The organism is Granulicella rosea (assembly GCF_900188085.1).
Taxonomy (GTDB): domain Bacteria; phylum Acidobacteriota; class Terriglobia; order Terriglobales; family Acidobacteriaceae; genus Edaphobacter; species Edaphobacter rosea.
Window position 1 is genome coordinate 64862 of the sequence record NZ_FZOU01000013.1, and the last position, 21565, is coordinate 86426.

Consider the following 21565-nt stretch of genomic DNA (forward strand, 5'->3'; position numbering starts at 1 on the left):
GATTTAACGCTGGCGCCAGTGTTTGCCGTCCTGGCTTAGCCATACGGCGTTCGCGTCGGTCGTGATCTCGAAGCCGTCGCCGCTCGCCGCGATATGGACGACCTTGCCGGTCCATTGTGGCTTCACCTTCTTCCAGCGCCTGCCGCGATTCGTGCTGAGCGAGACCGCGCCATCGGGGTCGAGCCCGAGGATGCGTTTGCCCTGCGCGACCGTCTGGGTCATCGCTTGAACCGTGCTGGCAAGCGTCGACGAGTCGGTATCGAGCGCGGCTGCCGCGGCCTCGACCGTCACCGTCTCGCTGGCCGCGCCAGGTTGCAGTGGCGAGGTGAGCAGCGCAAGGTCGCGCGCCTGGAGGTCGAGCGAGCGGGTTACCGTCGCAAAGCCCGGCGCGGCGATCTGCAGATCGTAGTGTCCAGCCGGCAGACCGGCGAGGTTGAAGCCGCCGCGTGCGTCGGTCTTGACCTGTGTGGGAGCCGCGCCGGCCGCGGGCCGCAGGGTCACCGTGGCGCCGGGAACGGAGGCGCCGGTGGGATCGAGCACCGTGCCTGCGATCTTTGCGAACTCGCCGGTAGAGGTCTGGCCGTGCTCGATCCGCAGGCCGAGCGGGCTGGCCGGAAGCGGCTGTACGAGGGCGCCGACGGCTCGACCTGTGCCAGCGGCCATGCCAGCCACTGCGGGCTGCGGCGCGGCCAGACGAATGGCGTTCCGGTTGTTGAGCGGCAGATTTTCGATGGATGCGTCGTCGCTCACGGACCCAAGCGGCGCCGGTGCGGCGGCGATCCGGTCGGCGGCGCCAGCTCTATTGGCTGCTACCGCGCTGTTTTGATCGGCGGACGAAGCGTCGGCGGCCGTGGGTTGCGGCGCTGGCTGGCGAGTTGGTTGGACTGTCGGACGGTGGACGCGCGGCGCCGCTTGGGGCGCAGCCGGGCGGTCGGCCGGTGCGGCTTCGTTCACCGCAGGCGGCGGCGCAACCTGTGCTACGTCCGCCTGCGGTGCGACCGGGTGCTTCGGGCGCAGGACGAGGACGGCGGTGACGAGGCAAGCCGCCAGTGCCGTGGCGACGGCCAGCGGAGCCAACCGGCGCCAGATGGGTGTGGGGATGACGATGACGGCGGGCGCCACAACCGCTTCTTCGGCTGGATTCTGGACTGCGATCTGAGCGAGGAAGAGAACCTCGCGGCAGGCCTCGCACCCGGCCAGATGCAGCATGGCCTGCTCGCGCTCCCAGCCGGCGAGCGCGCCCTCCGCGAACGCGGCGAGCTGATCCGCGTCGAGGTGAGGTCCGGGTTGGAGGTGTTCGGTCATGTCTTCCCTGCCTGTTGAGAGAACGCTGTTGGAGGCGAAGTTTGCAGTATATTTCGCAGATTCAGGTCGAAGTTCAGATCGAGGTCGCGAGGATCGGCGCCCAGCCGCTCCTCCGCCGCCCGCCGGCTCATGCCGTGGGCCTGCAGGTCTTTCAGCAGGCTCTTCCGAATCTCGCCAGTCAGCCGCTTCAACCGCCGGCTAACCGTTGCCTCGTGAACGCGCAGCAGCCGGGCGAGCTCCAGCAGCGTGCGCCCGTCCAGAAAGTAGGATGCCAGCAGCAGGCGGTCCTCGGCTTGCAGACGGCCCAGCGTTCTGCCGACAGACTGGTTGAGCTGCGTCAGCTCGGCCGGAGAGGCAGGAGTGGCCGCAGGGGGAGCGGCAAAATCCGCGTCGCCCAGAGGCGACTCGCGATGCGTGCGGCGATGGCGATCCACATGCCGCTGCGCCAGTATTGCCCGCAGCCAGCCCATCAGCGATCCGCGCCCGGAGTAACCGGCGAGGGGTGAATGCCGCTCGCCGTTACGCTCTTTCAGGCCGTACAGCTCCGCGTAAAGCGCCCCGGCGAGGTCTTCGCCCAGCGCGGACGAACCTGCGATACCGGTCGCGGCCTGCGTCAGCGCGGAGCGGTAGCTTTCCAGAAACCGCCGCCAGGCGATGTCGCGGCCAAGCGCGCAGGCCTGCGCCAGGGCGAGCTCTTTAAGGTGCAGCGCGCGATAGAAGGCCATGCGCCGGTCCGGCGAGACCGTCTCCGCGGGCGGGACGCCAAAGCGACATCTCGCGCCGGACGCCGCCAGCGCGAGACCGAACTCGACCTCCGAAAGCTCGCAGGCGCCGGCCTCCGCCAGGGTCCATAACTCGGCGAATGCGGATGCCGGGATACCCGCGCGTTCCGCGGGCGAGGCGGAGGGCGGCGCCTCGCCGAGCCCGTCTTGTGCCGGTGCGGAGTCCACGTCTCCAAGATACCCTGAGATTCGCTGCTTCGCGTTCCCGGGAGCGGAAGAACGACACGAGCGGCATCGTCGAGAGAACGCTCGCTATATTGACTCATGGATTTAGAATGGACATGCTAGGTCCTGAGGAGGATCTTTTGAAGTCCAGCACTCCGCTTACAGCGACCGAACTCGAAGGCTCGAACGAAAATTCAGTCGCCCTTGGTGAGAGTCAGCGACTCGCTATCGCATGGTCGAGTCTCTTCTTCGCGTTTCTGCAGAATGTCTGCGCGGCCTTGATCGCCCTCAATGGCGTGCGCGTTGCGATCGGCCTTGGCTCGCTGGTGATGACCGGCTTCGCTGGCACGCTTGTGGTCCGGCTTCATGCAGCGCACATTCGGCACGCCATGCTGGCGCTCTCGTTTGCGGGCGCATTGCTGAACATGGGCATACTGGCGCAGGCTCATTATCTGCGCCGGCGCCCAGCCTCGCAGTGGCGTATCCAGCCGCTCAGCCGCCGCGCGATCCGCATGCAATGGCTGCAGCTCGGCCTGTCCATCGCAACGCTTCTGCTCATTGCTTTGGAGACATCCATCCACTTCCGCCAGCACGGTCACATCTAAGCCGTCAGCGCTGCGCCTTGGCGATGCGATCCTGCAACAGCTTCGCGTCGGTGATGGGTGAGGAGCAGGCCGTCGCCGTGCAGAGAAATGCGGCGGCATGCCCCAGCTTGGGATACTGGACATCTTCGCGCGCGGATGGTCCTTCAGCAGGGTCCCACCACTCCACTCGCCTGTAGACAGGTGCCGTCCTCAGGGCTGTCTGAAAGAGTGCACGCGCGGCGCTGTCGCTCTTGCTGCCTTCGATGGTCACATGCACCGGACCATGGGTGAACTCCATCTCCGCAAGCAGGATCGGCGCCGAGAGCCATGCCATCGCTACCTCGCGCGTCGCGAGATACTTCATCGCACGGGCTGCGACCTCGGTATCCGCCCCGACGCCGCTATATTGCGCAAGCAGAGTGGCGAAGCGAGCGACCTGCACATTCTCATCGCGTTCGGGATGCAGCGCGTAGGCTTGGTCCGTGGGCGCCTTCGAGGTCACGAAGCCCGCGCCCTGTCCCGATACGAAGTTGACGGCGATAAATGCCCTTGCCTCTTCCGCATGCTTCAGCCACTCGCGATCGCCCGTAACCTCATAGAGCGCGAGGAAGGCCTGCCCCATCGCCAGCGTATCGCCCAGGAACGGACCTGCGACATCGTGCTCTCCATGGGCAAAGCCGCCGCTTGCAAGCGCCCGGTGAGCCATCACCCAGCGTGCTGCGCGTATTGCCTCCCGCAGCGTCGCATCGTCCGCCGTCACGGCATAGAGCGAGCAGAGCGAGCGAATCATCCAGCCGTTCTCGCGCGCATAGAGATGCTTGTCCACGCGCGGTATGCCGATCGCGCGACGCTTCGCATCGCCCATCGCGAAGTAATCCGCACTGTGCTTCCCTTCGACCACATCCGCATCCTGACTTACATAGAATGCGCCCTCCGGGCCGGTCAAAAAGTTCCTGACATAACGGTGGACGTTCTCGGCATCGGCAAGATACTTCGCATCCTGCCATAGACCATAGGCCTGAGCGTAGGTGCGCAGCGTCTGCGCCTGGATGTAGAGCAGCTTTTCGAAGTGCGGTTCATCCCAGTCGCCGCCGACCGAATACTGGTATGCGCCGCCCCACACGGGATCGAGCAGGCGCTGCGCATAAAAGAGCGTCTCGCCGACACGTATCTGCTGCAGATGGTCGCCTCGCTTTGCGAGCACGCTGGCATACTCTACGGAGTCGGCATCGAGATACTTATGCCCGAAGGCCCAGCCCTTGCCCTGCAGATCGTACTGCTTCTCGAACTCGGCCTTGACCTCGGTAAGAAGTGCGGGCGCAAGGTAGGGCGTGACCGCATAGGTAAACTGCTTCTCCGGTTCGACCGATGGGCCGGGACTCGGATCGTCGATGACCGCCCGCAGGATGGACGCCATCTGGACCGGCGGCAGGTAGCCCTGGCGCTTGACGATCTCACCGCCGTCGGCGTTGAAGATGACGGTCGCCGGCCATCCGAAGTCTTCGTAGCGGTTCGAGATGTCGGGTCGCGAGTCCTGATCGACCTTGACCGCGATGTAACTCTTCGCCATCAGGCGGCGCACGGCGGGATTGCTATAAGTCTCCTTGTCCATCACATGGCACCAGTGGCACCACACTGCTTCGAGATCGAGGAGGACAAACTTGTGTTCGCGCGCAGCCTGCGCGAAGATCCGATCGGACCAAGCGTGCCAGACGATGGGCGGCGGTGTGGACTGGGCATCGCCCGCGAAAGGCGAGACGAGAAGAACTAGCAGAAGAAGCCAGCGCGCGCGCATGGCTACTGCACGCCGATCATGTCCGTCGGGCGGTGGCAGAACCAGCCAAGCTCCGCGGCGTGGGCGAAGTAGTGTTGAATCTTTTCGGCCTGCATCTCGGGCTTCAGCCTGCTGTTCGCAAAGGCTGCCTCCAACGACTCGCCCAGCGTGCGGCCATGTTGCAGCGCGCTGAGCAACAGGTACGCCTCATGATCGATACGACGATAGTAGACAGAGTTGTCGAAGCGATGAACCGCGAGGAAGACTCGCGAACGGCGCATGCCGGGGAGCTTCGGTCTCGTGCGGACGACCATCTCCGACACGGCGTTGCTCATGATGTCGGACTCCGGCGTCTGCATGCGAACGGCGAGGACCAGCTCGTCCACCGGGTAACTCAACCGCAGTAGCTGAAGATGCGGCTGTAAGGAGAGCCTGGAGTCTCCATCGAGCCCGGCGAAGTCTTCAAGCGTAAGCGCCGCCATCTTCAGGCGATCGAACGATTCCACATAAGCCCACTCGAGCTGCGCGACATCGAGGGCAAGCGCATGCTTCATGCGGGGAACAAACTCGGGATGATCGGCAAGCCACATGGGCAGACGCGCGCCCAGGTTACGCAACGTGAACGAGGTGCTTGGATTCTCCTTCAGATAAGCCAGCACCAGCGCGTCGAAACGCTTGGAGCCCAGCACCGCGGCGAGCGCGGGAAAGTCCTCCGAAACCGCGGCGATCACGCGGAACCAGTACTGGCGGTTATAGATCTCGAGCCGATCGAACGAGGTCAGCCGATCGTTGGGCTTGATATAGGTGGAGGCTAAATCGGCCATCGCCTGCCCGTCTTCCGTGCGCTGCTGCATCTCGAAGCTCGACGTGAGCGGACGGCGCACATCGTTCGACATCCGGCGCTGCAGTTCGAGCAGGGTCATGCGCGGGCCTCGTGGGCGGTGGACTCGAGAGGAAGAGGGCTGGAGGAGTTTGCGTGGAGATAACGATTGGCCTTGAGGGCTTCGTTGTGGACCTCGTCGAAGGTGGGGATGTTGTCGTCCCACTCCAGCAGCGTGGCCGTGTTGCCGACGCGCTCGATGGCGCGCGCATACATCTTCCACACAGGGTCGAGCACTGGATGATCGTGCGTATCGAGCGTGTACTTTTCGAACTTCGAATGACCGGCAATATGGATCTGCGCGACACGCTCCGCAGGCACGGCATCCACATAGACCATGGGGTCGAAGCGGTGATTCTGCGACGAGACGTAAATATTGTTCACATCGAGCAAGATGCCGCAGTCCGCCGCGTGAACGACCTCGTTGAGGAACTCCCACTCGGTCATCTGGGACTCGTGAAACTCCGCGTAACTGCTGACGTTTTCTACGGCGATGGGGATCTCGAGATAGTCCTGAACCTCGCGAATGCGCTGCGCGGTGATGCGTGCGGCTTCGAAGGTGTAAGGCAGCGGCAGCAGGTCGTGCGTATACGTTCCGTCGACCGAGCCCCAGCAGAGATGATCGGAGAGCCATGGCGTTTTGGTGCGCCGAGTCAAGGTCTTCAGACGCTTCAGGTGCTCGCGATCGAGCGGCTGCGCGGAGCCGAAGTACATCGATACGCCGTGCTGTACGACCCGGTACTGATCCAGTATCTGGTCGAGAACCTGAAGGGGACGGCCGCCGTCGACCATGTAATTTTCGGAGATGATCTCGAACCAGTCGACGACCGGCTTCTCGGCGAAGATGTGGTTGTAGTGTGGAACGCGCAAGCCGATGCCCACACCATAGTCTGTAAATCCATTGAAGCGATTGGCGGGCATGGCGGACTCCTTCGTTCTGGCGCTGCATAGAACGATGGAGGCCTGAATGCGTCTTCAGGCCTCCACGATGGATGACGAGTTATACGGTCTTCGGCTTGGAGCCGTCGGTTGCGCAGGCGCCCTGTCCCTTGCAGGCATTCTTGCCGGCATGCTTCGCGTCGCCGCCGCCCTGACCCTTGCATGCGTTCTGGCCCTTGCAGGCGTGCTTGGCGGTGTCGGGAGCAGCCTGCGCCATCAACACGCCGGCGGTCGTCGAGACGGGCTGAGCATTGACACGAACGGCGGTGCCACCGAGAAGACCTGCGACGGCTGCGGCAAGAGCGAGAGACTTCGTGGAGTTCTTCATGGAGATGAACCTTTCTATGGTTGGGCCGCGCTTCCGCGCAGGACGATGGAGGTTGAAATTCATGGGCGTTAATCCCGTATAGTCAAAACGAACACGATGGTCATCTGGATTTCGATTCACCGGATGAAATATTGCGTTCCCATACTGCACCCTTTGAGACGCGAGCGGGGAATAAGTTACAGAAAAATTTTGCTGCCCGCCGGAGCTGGGAAAAAGCAATTCTCCTGTTCCGGAGCTGTAACCTTCAGATCGCTGGAGGCTCTAATCGATTGTCATGGCAGGGGATGCGCCCAAGCTGGGAAGGCCTGCGGAGAGAAGCGACGTGAAATTCCTCATCTATACTTACAAGCGATTTGTGGCCGCAACCACACACCTGCAGTCGCCGCTGCTGCTCGCCGTGCGGCTCTACTGGGGCTGGCAGTTCATGACGACGGGCTGGGGCAAGCTGCATAACCTCGCCCGCATCACGGCTTTCTTCGAAAGCCTGCACATCCCCTTCCCGGGCTTCAACGCGCCCTTCGTATCGGGCCTCGAGTGCATCGGCGGTTTGTTGCTGATGCTTGGCCTGGCGACGCGGCCGATCGGCCTGCTGCTGGCGTGCAACATGCTGGTCGCCTACTGGACCGCCGATCATGAGGCGCTCACCTCGATCTTCTCGGACCCCGGCAAGTTCTATGTCGCCGACCCTTATACGTTTCTCTTCGCCTCGGTGATGGTGACGGTCTTCGGCGCGGGAATCTTCTCGGTCGATTGTCTTCTGAAGAAGAACTTCTTCTCGGATAAGGTTGCATGACCATGCCGGAAGCCGGACAGCGAGATGAACAGCAGATGATCGCCGCGATCCTCGCGGGCGAGTCGCGGCTGTTCCATGAGCTGATTCGGCCCTACGAGCGCAATGTCTACGCCATGGCCTTCTCGTTTCTGCGCAACGAGGCGGATGCCGAAGACGCCTCGCAGGAGGCGTTTCTTCGAGCCTTCCGCAATCTATCCGGCTTTCGCGGCGAGGCGAAGTTCGGCACATGGCTCGTCAGCATCGTGCTGAACGAAGCTCGAAGTCGTCTGCGGCGAAAAAACACCGTCAAGATGGAGTCGCTCGAAGAAGACCCGGACAAACCTGGACACATCTCTCCGGCGTTGTTGCGGGACTGGCGAGAGATACCCTCCGAGTCGCTGGAGAGACAGGAGATCAAGCTGCTTCTTCAGGAAGCGGTCACCTCGCTTCCGCCGATCTATCGCGAGGTCTTCGTCCTGCGCGATGTCGAGGAGCTCAGCACCAATGAGGCGGCTGAGATACTCCAGATCAGCGTCGCCGCCATCAAGGTCCGCCTGCATCGTGCACGGCTCATGTTGCAAAAACATCTTGCGCCCCAGTTGAAGCAGTTGAATCCAAAGAGGAGGTGGTTCCAGTGGTCATAGAGTGCAAACACGTTTGGAACTACATCTCCGAGTACATCGACGGAACGCTTGACGACGCGACGCGCGAGATGGTGCAGCGGCATCTCGACCACTGCGAGGTCTGCTCGGCTATTCTGGATTCGACGCGAAACATCATCGTTCTTACGGCGGACGATCGTGTCTTCGAGCTGCCCATGGGCTTCAGCGAACGGCTGCATGCGCGGTTGGAGCAAGAGATCGAGAGCGCTCGTTAGGAGCAAAACGCTCTCGATTCGCCCTCTAGGCCGAGACGGAATAAAGCAGCGCGCAATAAGAGATCTGCCCCTGGAAGTTACTGAGCGACGCCACATAGGTCGCCGTGGCGCTTGGGGCTAGACGCGCCTGCAACAATGGCCATCCGGGCGTATCGCCAAGGCTGATCGTCGTACTGGGCAAGGCCTTGGTCAGGGCCGCCGCATAAGGGAAGGTTGAATATTTTGTAATCCAACCTGTCGTGGTTACAAATGCCGCGCTCATCTCCTGCGCCGCCGGCAAGGACCAGGAGGCGATGCCGTTGTTCTGGAAGACCTCCGCCGCGGCCGCCAGCGCGTTCAACGAGATGGTGCTGTAAAAGATGCCGTTGGCGCCCTCGGAGTTGGCGTATAAACCGGAGCTGTTCGCGTCGTTGCTGCAGTAGGGTTCGGTTGGGTCGTCCGCCGGCGCCGTGCCGCCGCCGGCGAGATTGCGGCAGTACTCCTGAATCATCACAAGGGTCGTGCTGGTCGGCGGATTGTCCAGCGCAGGCTCGTCGGCGATCTGGCTCGCAATGTTTCCGGCCCACAGGGTCGCCAAGGTTTGCAGGTCCGTCTGGTCGCCCAGAAACGCGTAGATCGCGGCCGCCGTGTTGATGTACGAGTTATTCAGATTGTTCGTGCTGCCCTGTGTGCCGGGCCCGATGAGTTGGGCGACAGGAAGAATGGTGCCTTTCAGGAACGTCTCGTACGCGGTCTCCTCTGAGCTGGTCCATACGCTCGATCGCCGCAACAACGCAGCCGCATAGATGAACTGCGGAAACTGATAGTTCAGCACGACCGTAGGCGCGGTATTGCCGACGAAACTTCCCATCGCGACTGTCCCTGTACCCGCGGCGTTCGGGCATGTCGGACTTACATTGCAGATGTCGTAACCGATGCCCTGCCACGCCTCGATCAGGCTCAACGCCGTGTTGGCGTAGGCCTGCAGGTTAGGATCGGCGGGATTGACCAGCGACTGAATACGGTAGCACAGGGCCTCGCCAAACGCGATGCTGCCATCGGTCGTCATCTCCGCTTGAAAGGTTGAGGCCGTGGTGCTCGTGTTGTAAGCCGTGTCCGGAAAATAAAAGTCCGCGGGGGCGTTGGACGCGGCGTTCAGGTTCGACGTGCATGACGTCAACAGGCCGCCCTTGCTGCCCGTCCAATAGGGCAGAACCGATGTGCTGCCGGCGGCGATCGCCTGGCTCAGTGCGACGATGCGCGCATCGGTGACGAAGACCGGTGCGGCGTCGGAGCTCGTCGGGATCGTCGCATACGCGCCGCTCGAAATGGAGGTCGTCTTCGCGCAACCCACAAAGGTCAAGGCGAAGAGAGCGGAAAACATGCAACCAAGCAACCTTTGGAGCGCGACGATCAAATGCTTCTTAGCGAGCATGATTTCCTCGATGCGAACTTAGTTCAGTTACTGTGAGATATAGGCCGCGCCGACAGTCAAACCGATCGACGCAGTCTCCGAGATACCATTCGGCGCCGTGGCTGTGAAGCCTATCGTCGACGTTCCGGTGGGCGTCACATATGGATTGGTTGCGCTTGCCGCAGTGGCGCCGCAACCGCTCAGCATGGTGCAAAGAGAGACGCATGCAACCAGTGAGAGCAAGCCCCAGGCCTTGATTCGCGCAAGCCGCCCGCGACGCATCGACAGCACAAGCAGAGTGAGGATCGAGGCAGCGCCCATCTCCGCGAAGCGAGTTGAAGCGGCAGGCTTGATCGGCTTCACGCTCGCCGTGTTCGGGTTGAGGCTGGTGAAGACCTGTAACGTCATGCTCTGCGCCGCGCTGCTGCCGGCGGTGTAAGTCAGTGTGCTTAGAATGTAGCGGCAAAGTGAATTTGCGGGCAATCCACTGCAGCCGAAGGTCACGACGCCATTCAATCCAAAGTATGGCGTAATCGTGATGCTGGTGCTGGCGACCGAACCCTGCGGCGCACTGATCGCAGTATTCAACACCGAGATGCCTAGATCGCCCGTCACGGTCACGCTGTCCGAGGTCGACGTGCTGAAGTTACTTCCGCCGATGTAAACTGCGCTGAAGACAGGCGCGGAGAACGCCGTATTGGTCGACACGAGAGTAGCCACGCCGGAGGAGTTCAACGCCGACATGCCCAGGGATGTAGCGCCTGCCATGAACACGACGACTCCTGTCGGGATGCTTCCATTCGACTTCACCGTCGCGGTCAATGTGTAGGACGGAACGGCTGGGGCTGCGGCGCTCAGCAACGCGCCGGAGTAAGTCAAGGTCGTCGTCGTTGCGGCGGGAGTAACTACGATGGTCAAAGACGTATAACTCGAGGCATAGACGGAGTCCCCGCTATACTGACCGGCCACCACGAACGTTCCTGCCTGCGGGCTGAAGGTATAAGTCACCGTTCCGTTCGTGCCCACCGTCTTCGATCCCAGCGAAACGCCGTTCAACTGCAGCAGGATCGTGCCGGTAGGAGTTACGGTGCTTCCCACTGGAGTCACGGCAAACGTAACGGTGATGGGCGAACCGTAGCTGAGCGTCGTCGTACCCGCCGTCGTAGTGGCGACCAGCTTTGCCGTTGCAAGGTTGACACCTTTGCCGATCAGTTGCACATTGGCGGTCGCAGCATTGCCGGCGTTTGAAGGGAAGGTCAGCGTATCGGTGAAGCTGCCAGTTGCCACCGGCGAGAAGGTCGAAGAGAACGAGCAACCCGACCCGGAAGCAAGCGTCGACTGCGTGCAACCGTTCGATGTAGAGGCGGTCGTCGCGAAGTCCGCTGTGCTGCCGCTGCCGGACCAGAGAGAGCCCGAGCTGAACTGCAACGTGCCGCTTCCGATATTTGTCACTGAAAAGGAGGAGAACTCTGAACTCGCGCCCACATTCGTCTCGAAGTAAGTGACCGGAAGCTGTTGCCGGTTCAAGCGATACACACCCGTCGCGGAGGAGTCGGCCACAAGCACGTTGCCATAGCTGTCCACGTTCAGCGCTACGGGACTGCCGAGGCCAGACAGCAGCGTCGTTGTAACCGATCCATTGCCCGAGATTACCGCAGCCTGCGCGCCCGTCTTATCCAGAACATATAGATCGCCCGCCGCATCGAGGCCCAGTGAGATTGGGGTAAATGTGCCAAGCGCCACTGCAACCTGTGCTCCGGTCACGCCCGGTAACTCGACTGCACGCGCGTTGCCGCTGTCGATGACATATAAGTTGCCGTTGCCATCGAAACTAAGTTGCGTCGGAGCTATAACGGAGGTAGCAAGCGTAGTCGAGAGTCCCGTCTTCTGATAAATCTCCACCACGCTGTTCGCGCCTGTATTTGCAATAAAGATATCGCCAGCCGCATCGACCGCGACACCCTGCGGAGCCGAGTAGCCTGTAAGATAGGAGACCTTCAGCGTCACCGTGTTATAGACCGCGATGCGGTTGTTCCCTGTATCCGCGGCCAGCACATCGCCAAAGCCGTCCACCGCCACCTGCGCGGGAGAGGAGAGTCCGGTCATCAGCACCGTCGATGTAGAAGAACTTGCACTTGCAAACTTGAGCACCTCGCCGCTCTTTGCATCGGCGACATAGATGGCGCCGGACGCATCGGAGGCGATGCCGGCCGGTGTAAGCCCCGTACCTACCGTCACTGCCGTGGATGGATCGAGCGCAATCTCCGCGCCCGTCGCAAAGCCGCCGATCAACGACTGCGCAAAGGTGGCGCCCGATGAGTTGACAAGCTGCACTGAACCGTATCGTTGTCCAGGCGTTGCCGGCACGAAGTTCAGATTCACAAAGCAGCTCTTGCCCAGCGTCAGCGTGCCAGTGCAGGTGCTGCCTGCGGCGCTTTGCAGCTCCGCAGTCGATCCCCCCTGCAACGCGAGCACGGTGCCCGCAACCGTCTCCGCGGCAAGCGGGGCGAAGGCAACCGCCACCGGCGAAGAGGAGCCTACCGCCGCGGTCGGGACCGGAACGGCGGATGTCAGCCTCCTGATAAGGGAGTTTCCATAGTCCGCCACGTAGAGATTGCCCTGAGCGTCGAACTGGATGCGACCCTGTGGCGCATTGAGATAAGCAGCATCTGCGAGACACCCATCACCGACGCTGTCGGTCGAGGTCGGTCCTGCCGCGAAGATGGTGGAGCAAGTCGTGCCCGCCGTGGTGCTTGCACCTGTACCCGCAATCACGGCGCCGACCTGGGTGGCGCCATCGATCTTCCATATCTGGTTGCCTACCGAGTCCGCGATATACAGATTGCCCTGCGCATCGAAGCCAAGCCCAGATGCAGACTTCAATGCCAGTTGCAATGCGGCGCCGCCGGCGGTCAGTGTGCCGCCGCCCGCTACCGTATAAATGTCGCCTGTAACTGGGTTTGTAACTCCAGGAATTGTACCCGTGCCATTGTAAAGAACGCGCACCCGCTTGCCCGCGTACTCCGCGATATAGAGATTGCCGGAGCCATCGAACGCCAGGTCGTAGGGCCCATTGATCGTCGCGGAGGTCGCCGCGCCGCCATCGCCCGTATCGCCCGCCGTGCATCCGCCGGCGCTGCTCACCGCACTCGGATACTTCGCGCCAGTAGCTGCATAGGTCGAAAGTGTAACGGTAGCCTGTACACATCCACTGCCTACGATGGTCGAGATGATGCCTGTCGAACCATTGATCATTCGAATCGCGTTGCTCTTGTAATCCGCGATATAGAGGTTCTCGTTGGCGTCGATCACCACCCCGCGGCCACTGTTCATCAGCGCCGCGTTCGCATTGCCGCCGTCGCCGTAATATCCGTTCAACGACGACGACACGACTGCATATGCGGAGCCGATGACCGGTGTCGATGTGCCCTGCTCCGTAAGCAGGGTCTTCGCCAACAGCGTTGCGACTGCGCTGCCGCCCACATACGCGACGCGCAGTCGACTGGTTCCTTCGGTCTCGAAGACATTGCTTTGCGCATCGACGGCCAGTGCATTCGGAGACATCGTCACCGTGCGGCATGGATAACCGGTGCTCGTAATTCCAGTGCCCGCGCCTCCGCCGCAAATACTATAGACATTCCCCGCAAGCAGCGATGACGCCGTCAGGACGGTCTTGTTGTTATACGACGCAACAATCTGGCTCGCGACCGTTGCGTTGCCGTTATAGATGACCCGGATCTCTTTATCGCCCTGGTCCGCGATGTACAAGTCGCCATAGCTATCGAATAAGACAGCACCCGGAGTCTTCACGATCGCCTGCAGTGGCGCGCAGTTATTGCCTGTCGCGACACTGCCGCCATTGGCCAGGTCGGCGGCGCAGACCGTTTGAGTCGATCCCGATGGAATGCCCATCGCGGTGTTGGCGTAGGGGATCTGAATCGAACTCTGGGCTTGAGCGCCAACCACAGCGATCGCACAGACGGTCGAAAGCAACGCAACACATTGAGTTACAAATTTTATCGCTCGCCGGCTTGGCATATTCGCGGAGATCTTCAGCATGACGATCCTATCCCTGCAAGATGTTAGTAGCTAAGTTTGAGCGCCAACTGCAGTCTGCGGCCATTGCCTCCAACCGCTGCGTTGGTGCCCGCAGTCTGTTGGATGGTGCCGTAGATCGTGTTGCCCGTGGAGCCTGGCAGACCGGCGTTGGGATTGGCAAGGTTTGGCGTATTGAAGGCATTGAAGGCGTCGCAGCGAAAGTTCAGGCGCATGCCTTCGCGTGGCAGCGCGAAAACCCGGCCCGCGCTGAGGTTCGCGACGATGTATGCCGGTCCGGAGAGATCGTTGCGCGATTGATTGCTGAATGTTCCGCCCGTCGGCGTCGTGAAAGCCGCCGTATTGAACCACTCGACCACCTTCGCCGCGCGCGGCCTGTTCGACGGCAGGTTCGGGTTCATGCCTGGGATCAACTGGGCGCGTTGGCGACTCGGCACCTCATCCGTGTAGGCATAGTCCGAAGCCAGAACCACATCGTAAGGCTGTCCTGTCCGCGCGGAATAAGTACCGCTTTGCGTCCATCCACTGAGCAGGCTGCGGACCACACGCGGACCCCAGGTCTCCTTCACCGGCGCGAAGGACCAACCTACACTGACTGTAAGTCGAGCGTCGTAATCCGACGGACCATACTCGCTCTTCAGATTGTTGATCTGCGGCACGACACTCGCCGTGGTCGTCGAGCTGCTGAACTCATCGAGCGACTTAGCATAGGAGAACGACGAGGTCACCGAGAGTCCGCGCGTCGCGCGCTGGCTATACAGCACCTGTAGCGCGTTATAGTTCGACGTGCCGATGCTGTTGTAGTCGACGACACCGCCGCCGCCATAGTTGAAACCCGGATATCTTACACGCGCCGTATAAGAAGCAGGGAGAATCGCCGCCGCCGGGCTTGGGCAATAAACTGATGGATCAAGCTGATAATACGATCCCGAGCAATCGTAGATCGCCGGGTTCTGGTCGAGCGGCAGCGCCTGATGCCTGCCCAATCGAAGAATATAGTTGATGCTTAGAACGCCGGCATGGCCCATCGCCTGTTGGAGCCCTACGTTCACCGCTTCAGTGTAAGCTCCGCGGAAGTTCTTATCCGGAAAGAAGATCGAGTAAGGCGTGGAGAACTGTGCATTCTTACCGTTGTAGTTAGCGACCACCGGGCTAAGTCCTAACAAAGGTTCGGAGAGTCCGCCAGTCGGATAGTTGTACAGCGCGGTGTAATGATACGGTTCGCCTACGCCAATCGTCAGCGCGCTGGTCGCATCGTAGAAGATACCGAAACCGCCGCGAATAGCCGTATGTCCATTGCCGAAGAGGTCATACGCAAAGCCGAAGCGCGGCGCCAGATCGGTGTATTCATTCGGGATCAAAGCGCGCCGGATACCGGGATCTCCGACGAAGGCAAGGTCCGGAATGGCGCCCGGAAAGACGATCGACTGATAGCCTGGAATGAAGGTCGTGTCCTCGCCGTGCGGCTGGTAGTAACGCAGCGGAAGCTCGTACCGCAGCCCGAGATTCAGAGTAAGTCGCGGAGTAATGCGCCAGTCATCCTGAGCGAAGAAGTAATAATCATGCTGAATGCCCGAGCGGTCCAGCGAGTTGGCGAACGACTGCGAGCCGACCAGCCCCATGAGCTCATCGCCCTGCGAAAGGAACGAGTAAGCACCGGTGAATGAGAAGCTCGGCGCACTTTCAGCGACGTTCTTATACTGCAGCCGCAGGGCATCCACGCCGAACTGAAGGTTATGATTGCCCTTCGTCCACGAGAGCGTATCGGTCAGTTGAATATCTTCGTTGACCGTGCTCGAGACAGCCTGGCTTGCCGAGCCCAGGGACGGAAATGCAGGCAGCACCGGCACACTGTTGTAAGTCGCAAAGTTCGCGCCCAGGGAACTCAACGTCGTCCGATCCAGCGGCGCGTAGTTATAGTCATAGCGCTTATACGCGACGCGCAGAACGTTCAACAGCGACGGACGCACGACCCAGGTATCGCCGATATCGCCAAACTGCGTCGAGCCCTGCTCCGCATCGCGCTCATAGGTCGCAAGGTTCGTGAGCGAACGCGCAACAAAGTCGGCGGCCGTCGTCGTATAGTAACGCGCATCGAGCGTGTGCCCATGCACTGTAAAGTCGAGTCGCGCCAGACCGTTCTGCTCCGTGCGAGGAAACGGCGCAGCGGTGTAGGTCCGCAGCGACGACGAGCCCGCGACCGCCGGCGTGTTCGGCAGTGGCACATACTTACTGATGAGCGCGGCTGCTACTGGATTAATACAGTCCGTCGGTATCTCCGGCGTCGGCAGATAAGTTGGATAAGCAGTCAGCGCGCCCTGTAACTCCGTCACGCAGGGCGATGTTCCGGTGTGCCCCGCGACCTGCCAGGCCGTGTTGAAGTTCGAGATCGCGATGCTGGGCGTACTGTTGGGATTGCCCGCCCACAGCGGGTTATGTATGAGGCCGTTAGTGGCATGCGTCGGTAGTCCGGTCGTCGTGGAGAGCGGCTGCAGGTCTGTCAGGTTGAAGCAGTTCAATCCCGGAAAGGCGCTCGCGGAGCTACATGGCAGGGCCGTGCCGGAGGCGGTAAGTCCGCGATCGGCAAGTGAAAATCCAACCGTGTTCAACGTGGCGTTTACCTGCGCCACGCGCAGCCCCTGGTACGAAAGGAAGAAGAAGAGCTTATCCCGCAGAACAGGTCCGCCCAGCGTTGCGCCGAACTGATTCTGCACCAGCTTCGGATTCGTGTGCAGCAGATAGTCGCTCGCATTGAACGCAGCATTCTGCGCATATTCATAGATGACGCCGTGATATTCATTGCTTCCCGACCGCGTCAGCGCATTGAAGACGCTGCCGACGTTGCGTCCATACTGCGCCTTGAAGTTATTCAGCAGGATGCTGACCTCCTGCAATGCCTCCGGCGTCGGGAAGTTGAGCCCACTATTGGTATAGAGGTTATTCCAGATCGCTCCGTCGAGCAGAAACAGATTCTGCGTGCTACGCGCGCCGTTCACGTTATAGCTTGGACCGGAGGTATCGCCGGTGAAGGTCGTCGGCGCGTTCACATTCGATACGCCGGGCAGCAGCGCCGCCAGCGACACGACGTTATTGCCATCCACCGGCAGATTGTGAATCAGGTCCGGATCGATCAGCATACCGATCGTCGCGGACTGCGTGTCGACCGACGCAGCCGATGAGTTCACCGTGACGGTCTCCGTCGTGCCCGCCGGCTTCAAGCGTATATCGATGCGTACGTTCTGATCCGCATCGACGTTCACGCCGTCTTCCGTGGTCTCGCCCAGGGTCGGGGCGCTCACATGGATGTTGTAGCCGCCGATCGCCACCGAAGTGAAAAGATACTCGCCGCGCGCATTGCTTAACTGAGTGACTGTCACGCCCTTCGTCACGGAGGTCAGCGTCACCGTCGCGCCGGCCACCACGCCGCCCTGCACGTCGGTCACGGCGCCCAGAACCTGCCCGGTATTCTCCAACTGGGCTGCCGCAGCGGCCGTCCCGAGCACTGCCAGCAACATGGCGATCAAGCCAGCCGCGAGGCGCCCCTGGGCCAAACGTGAACATGTCCTCATTCGCAGCCTCAACCTTCTCCAGTGCGCGTCCATGGACCACTCCCCTGCTTCCGTCTGAATATCTCGCTGCCACTACAGATCGCGATGCGCTTAAGGCTCGAAGACGTATCGCCGCTGCTCACGATGGAGAGCGATGCTCCGCTTTGTTTCCATCGGAGCCGTTCAAGAACAATCGAAAGCCGATCTTCCTGCAACTGCATTTCGGGCTTGACTGTCATCAAAGCACATAAAGAGTAATCAAAGCAATATTAAAAATACGTGCGCTTTCCAGAACGCGTACCGCGTAAGACGTGGAAAGCGACGTCGCAGGTGCAGGACATGCCAAATTCTCCCATATCCAGCAACGCTTTCCTCTGCCGCAGAGGCGCCGATTATGAGGCGCATTAGAAATATCGAATTGTTTCGTTTGATTGCTGTTTCACTATATATTGGTGTTCACCCCACACAGGAGCGCATTCCACGAGTTCGTTCCGACGATTTCACGGCGCCTTACCCTTGCCCGGCTGCGGACGGCCGGCTCCTCGCTTCTGCAAAGTTTCGAAAGCAAACAATACTGCGTTCCACGTTTTCCATCTCATCTCAATCAACTCTGGAGCCTACCTCATGGATTCTTACCGGAAAATCACTCGACGCATCCTGCCCTGCGCTGCCCTTGCTAGCGTCAGCCTCTTCCCCACCGGTTGCGGCGTCGGCACAGCCGCCTCGTCCTCGTCCGCGTCGACCGCCATCGACGGCCTGCAACTGCAGGGCGGCGTCCACGGCGGACAGCAGCCCATCTCCGGCGGCGTCATCCAGCTTTATGAGGTCGGCGCGACCGGCTACAGCAACGCCGCCAAGCCGTTGATCGCCGCCAAGGTCACGACCGCCTCCGATGGCAGCTTCAACATCACTGGCGATTACACCTGCGACACGGGCGGCTACGTCTACATCACGGCGTCCGGCGGCGACGCCGGCGCGGGCGCCAACTCGGCCATCGCCCTCATGGCCGCGCTCGGTCCCTGCAGCAGCCTCAGCTCGAAGACCTACATCAACATCAACGAGGTCACCACGGTCGCCGCCGCGTATGCGCTCGCGCAGTTTGGACGCAGCACCAGCTTCGGCACGACGCTCGCCGCAAAGGCTGGCTCCCCGGCCTCCGGCAGCATTGCGGCTGTGGCGCCGGCCGACAACTTCGCGACCTCCGCCACCAACCTCCAGGGCATCGCGAACGCCATGGCGACCGCGCAGGTGCTGGCCAGCATCGGCGCCGGCACATCGCCCGGCAACAACACCAACGGCAGCGCGGCGGTCGAGTACTGGCAGGTGAACACCATCGCCGACATCCTCGCTGCATGCGTCAACTCCACCGGTCCCACCTCCACGGCCTGCGCGGCGCTCTTCACAAACACCGCCGCCATCAACTCCTCCGCACCTGCCGACACCTTGCAGGCCGCGCTCTCGCTCGCACTCTCACCGGCGCTCTCGTCGACGGCCGTCACCAACCTCTACCAACTCATCACGGCCACCGCACCCTTCCAGCCGGTGGCGGACTCCACCACCGGCGCCGTCACCGACTTCACCATCGGCCTCACGTACACGCCTGTCAACCCCAGCACCAGCGCCAAGGTGCTGAGCGTTCCGAACCAGATCGTCTTCGACGGCGTGGGCAACGCCTGGATCACCAACATCGGCACGGGCTTCCCCGTCGCCGAGCTCGACCCGACCGGCAACCCCGTGCAGGCCGGCAGCACAGCCAACGTCTACACTGTCACCGGTTATAACGTCGGCAGCACGGCGACAAGCATCACCGGCGGCGCCAGCGCGTCCATCCCCTACGGCATCGCCATCGACACCATCGGCAACGCGTGGGTGGCCGACAAGGGCGGCAACGCCATCTTCGAGATCGCCGGTTCGGGCGGCATCGCGGGCGGCGCAAACGGCGGCGCCTCTACCGCCGTGGGTTACAACCTGCAGACCGCCGGCGCACTCGCCGCCAGCGCGCCCACCGTGCTCGCTATTGATGGCAGCAACAACATCTGGTTCACGTTAAACGGAAGCACGACCACCAGCGGAGCGTGCGGAGCCTACGCCGCCGTCTCCAACCACGTCCTCGGCGAGTTCGCCGCCGGCGCTTATGGAACCTTCGTGCAGGGCGGCTATGGCGGTTCGAACGCCTACGGCATCGCGCTCGACACGGGCACGCTCGACACCACCACCTCCAGCGGCACGACGTCTACGATTCCCGGCTCATCGTTCGTTTGGACGACGGCCGTCTCCTCCGGCGGCGTACTCGATACCTCGTCCCACTATGGCGCGCTCGGCCACTACTACACGACCACCAGCGGCACGACCATCAAGCCCGGCTGCTCCACTCCGCTCAGCTTCATCTCCAGCACCACCGCCGCGCAGAGCACCAAGATCGCGAACAACACCGTCGGCGGGGACACCATCTACCCCTTCGGCAACCCCTTCAGCATCGCCTTCGACCATGCCGGCGCAGCCTGGGTCGTCAACTCCAACTACAACGACAGCGCCGCCTCCGAGCTTTACTCCGTCAGCAAGGTCACGCCCGGATACGGCACAGCCTTCACCGCCGCACAGGCCTCGGCCAACTTCACCTTCACCAACTACAACCTCTCCGCCAATGTCCCCACCTTCGGCGCGGAGTATCTGGCCATCGACGGCGCCGGCCAGGTCTGGCTGCCCGGCTCGTATCCCTCGATCGTCGCGCTCAGCAACACCGCCACTCTGCTCTCGCCGGCGACCGGCTTCTATGGCTCCGTCTACACCAACGGCAGCACGAGCAACCACCGCTTCTCACTCGCATCGAGCAACCGCGGCGTAGGCGTCGACCTCGCCGGCAATGTCTGGATCGCCAACGGCAGCACATCCTCCGGCACCGTCACAGTGCTGGTCGGCGCGGGCGTACCGGTCGTCTCGCCGCTCTCGGTCGCGGTGAAGAACAACACCGTCGGCACGATGCCGTAAAGAGCTTGCAGCGCTTGACAAGCGGCGTGCCTCAGGCGCGCCGCTTCTTTTTTTGAGTATTCGACCGTACACAGACGCCCCTGGGGCATGCCTGCCTATCCAGCGGCAAACCGCGCAAACCCCTGCAGATCCAGATTCGAGGGACTCACACGATACTCGATCGCAAACCGAAAGCTCTCGCCCGGCTGCAGTGTCTCTGCCAGACCCTGCTCCACAGCCTGCGCCAGCGATCCGCAAGGCGATGTCGCGGGCTCAGGAGCAAACGCATACTGGAACGGCGGCTCATCCGGCCATCCGCCGCAGCAGATCCAAAGCCCCATGTAACCAAGCTCCGCCGTATCGAACCGCACCGCAATCCCCTGCGCATGACGCGCGCGATACAGCCCACACCAGCCCTCGCGCAGCCGGTCGGTATAGAGCATCTCCGCCGTCCGCGCGTACACATCGCCCAGCAAGCTCAGGTCCACACCCTCAACCAGAGGCCATGCAATGCGGCTTCGATCCACGCCTACACGTTCTTTCAAGGAAGAGTGCAGCGCTAACTCCGCACACTCCTCCGGCAACACGATGCGATCGCCGGCGTCCACCGCAAGCAGAGGATGCGCCGCATACAAGAACCGCGCCGGAGCCGCGCCAACGTTGACGATCCGCGACTCGACCCGCACGACAGCACCCACCAGCCGAATCGTCTTTTCGTAGCGCAGAGGCCGGCTGAAGCACTGCGCCTGCAGGCTCACAGCATCCTCGCTCGTCGCAGTGACATCCCACGCAAGCTGCCAGAGATCGCCATGATCGGGAATGGTCTCACCGTCCACGACGCAGCGGCTCACCGTAGGCATACATTCTTCAATCCCCGCAACAGCGCCATCGATGAAGCCGGCATCCCGCGAAGCGTGCGTCAACCGCATCGGGCGATGCGGCTGCATCAGAAACTCCAGACCACTTCCGGCACAACGCAAAGAGGCGATGCGGCCACCCTCGGCCGGCATCACCTCTATCTGAATCTCATCGTTCTTCAGTCGCATTCCATCACCGATGGCCTTGGCCGACAGCTGAATCACTTAGGGAACCTCTGATTAAGATAGGTCCGGGCTTTAGCCCGGACAATAAGCCCCGCAGAGTCAGTGGGGCTTTAGCCCCTGGGATATGGGTTGCGGACTTAATCAGAGCACCC

General features: G+C 61.7%; 15 protein-coding genes. 5 read left to right on the forward strand and 10 right to left on the reverse strand.

From position 1 onward, the window contains the following. Positions 1–3: 3 nt before the first annotated feature. The gene (locus tag CHB87_RS20735; RefSeq protein ID WP_089410365.1) at positions 4–1305 is read right to left on the reverse strand and encodes a carboxypeptidase regulatory-like domain-containing protein; all 1302 of its coding nucleotides are present in this window, start codon (positions 1303–1305) and stop codon (positions 4–6) included. Further along, a complete protein-coding gene (locus tag CHB87_RS20740) occupies positions 1302–2255 on the reverse strand; it encodes an RNA polymerase sigma factor (RefSeq protein ID WP_245818148.1) in 954 nt (317 codons plus the stop codon). The genes CHB87_RS20735 and CHB87_RS20740 overlap by 4 nt, the downstream gene beginning before the upstream one ends. Before the next feature lie 137 nt (positions 2256–2392). On the opposite strand from CHB87_RS20740, the gene CHB87_RS20745 reads away from it, so the two are divergent. After that, positions 2393–2857: a hypothetical protein gene (locus tag CHB87_RS20745; protein WP_089410366.1), complete on the forward strand. Its 465-nt coding sequence runs from the start codon at positions 2393–2395 to the stop codon at positions 2855–2857. 4 nt (positions 2858–2861) lie between these two features. Here the strand turns inward: CHB87_RS20745 and CHB87_RS20750 are convergent, their stop codons facing one another. The 4 genes from CHB87_RS20750 to CHB87_RS20765 form a co-directional block, all read right to left on the reverse strand. Then, complete coding sequence (locus CHB87_RS20750; RefSeq protein ID WP_089410367.1) at positions 2862–4631, reverse strand: DUF255 domain-containing protein; 1770 nt, start codon at positions 4629–4631, stop codon at positions 2862–2864. Positions 4632–4633: 2 nt separating this feature from the next. After that, positions 4634–5533 carry an HvfC/BufC N-terminal domain-containing protein gene (locus CHB87_RS20755; RefSeq protein WP_089410368.1) on the reverse strand — a complete coding sequence of 300 codons (900 nt, stop codon included), beginning with the start codon at positions 5531–5533 and terminating at the stop codon, positions 4634–4636. Further along, entirely contained in the window at positions 5530–6411 is an 882-nt protein-coding gene (gene bufB, locus CHB87_RS20760; RefSeq protein WP_089410369.1) for an MNIO family bufferin maturase, read from the reverse strand. Before bufB ends, CHB87_RS20755 begins: the two co-directional genes overlap by 4 nt. A gap of 79 nt (positions 6412–6490) precedes the next feature. Then, the gene (locus CHB87_RS20765) at positions 6491–6757 is read right to left on the reverse strand and encodes a hypothetical protein (RefSeq protein ID WP_089410370.1); all 267 of its coding nucleotides are present in this window, start codon (positions 6755–6757) and stop codon (positions 6491–6493) included. Between the two features lie 322 nt (positions 6758–7079). On the opposite strand from CHB87_RS20765, the gene CHB87_RS20770 reads away from it, so the two are divergent. From CHB87_RS20770 to CHB87_RS20780, 3 genes are read left to right on the forward strand one after another with little or no spacing between them, the layout of a single operon-like run. Continuing rightward, complete coding sequence (locus CHB87_RS20770; protein ID WP_089410383.1) at positions 7080–7550, forward strand: DoxX family protein; 471 nt, start codon at positions 7080–7082, stop codon at positions 7548–7550. Next, entirely contained in the window at positions 7547–8173 is a 627-nt protein-coding gene (locus CHB87_RS20775) for a sigma-70 family RNA polymerase sigma factor (protein ID WP_342743595.1), read from the forward strand. Before CHB87_RS20770 ends, CHB87_RS20775 begins: the two co-directional genes overlap by 4 nt. Beyond that, complete coding sequence (locus CHB87_RS20780) at positions 8164–8406, forward strand: anti-sigma factor family protein (protein ID WP_089410371.1); 243 nt, start codon at positions 8164–8166, stop codon at positions 8404–8406. The genes CHB87_RS20775 and CHB87_RS20780 overlap by 10 nt, the downstream gene beginning before the upstream one ends. Before the next feature lie 25 nt (positions 8407–8431). Here the strand turns inward: CHB87_RS20780 and CHB87_RS20785 are convergent, their stop codons facing one another. From CHB87_RS20785 to CHB87_RS20795, 3 genes are read right to left on the reverse strand one after another with little or no spacing between them, the layout of a single operon-like run. Beyond that, positions 8432–9820 carry an alginate lyase family protein gene (locus CHB87_RS20785; protein ID WP_142988466.1) on the reverse strand — a complete coding sequence of 463 codons (1389 nt, stop codon included), beginning with the start codon at positions 9818–9820 and terminating at the stop codon, positions 8432–8434. Between the two features lie 27 nt (positions 9821–9847). Then, complete coding sequence (locus CHB87_RS20790) at positions 9848–13858, reverse strand: Ig-like domain repeat protein (RefSeq protein WP_089410373.1); 4011 nt, start codon at positions 13856–13858, stop codon at positions 9848–9850. A gap of 23 nt (positions 13859–13881) precedes the next feature. Further along, complete coding sequence (locus CHB87_RS20795) at positions 13882–17406, reverse strand: TonB-dependent receptor (RefSeq protein ID WP_176441900.1); 3525 nt, start codon at positions 17404–17406, stop codon at positions 13882–13884. 621 nt (positions 17407–18027) lie between these two features. Between CHB87_RS20795 and CHB87_RS20800 the strand changes: the two genes are divergently transcribed. Continuing rightward, complete coding sequence (locus CHB87_RS20800) at positions 18028–20391, forward strand: NHL repeat-containing protein (protein ID WP_089410375.1); 2364 nt, start codon at positions 18028–18030, stop codon at positions 20389–20391. Between the two features lie 95 nt (positions 20392–20486). On the opposite strand, the gene CHB87_RS20805 is transcribed toward CHB87_RS20800, so the two are convergent. Further along, entirely contained in the window at positions 20487–21416 is a 930-nt protein-coding gene (locus tag CHB87_RS20805) for an aldose epimerase family protein (RefSeq protein WP_142988467.1), read from the reverse strand. Between the last annotated feature and the right edge of the window lie 149 nt (positions 21417–21565).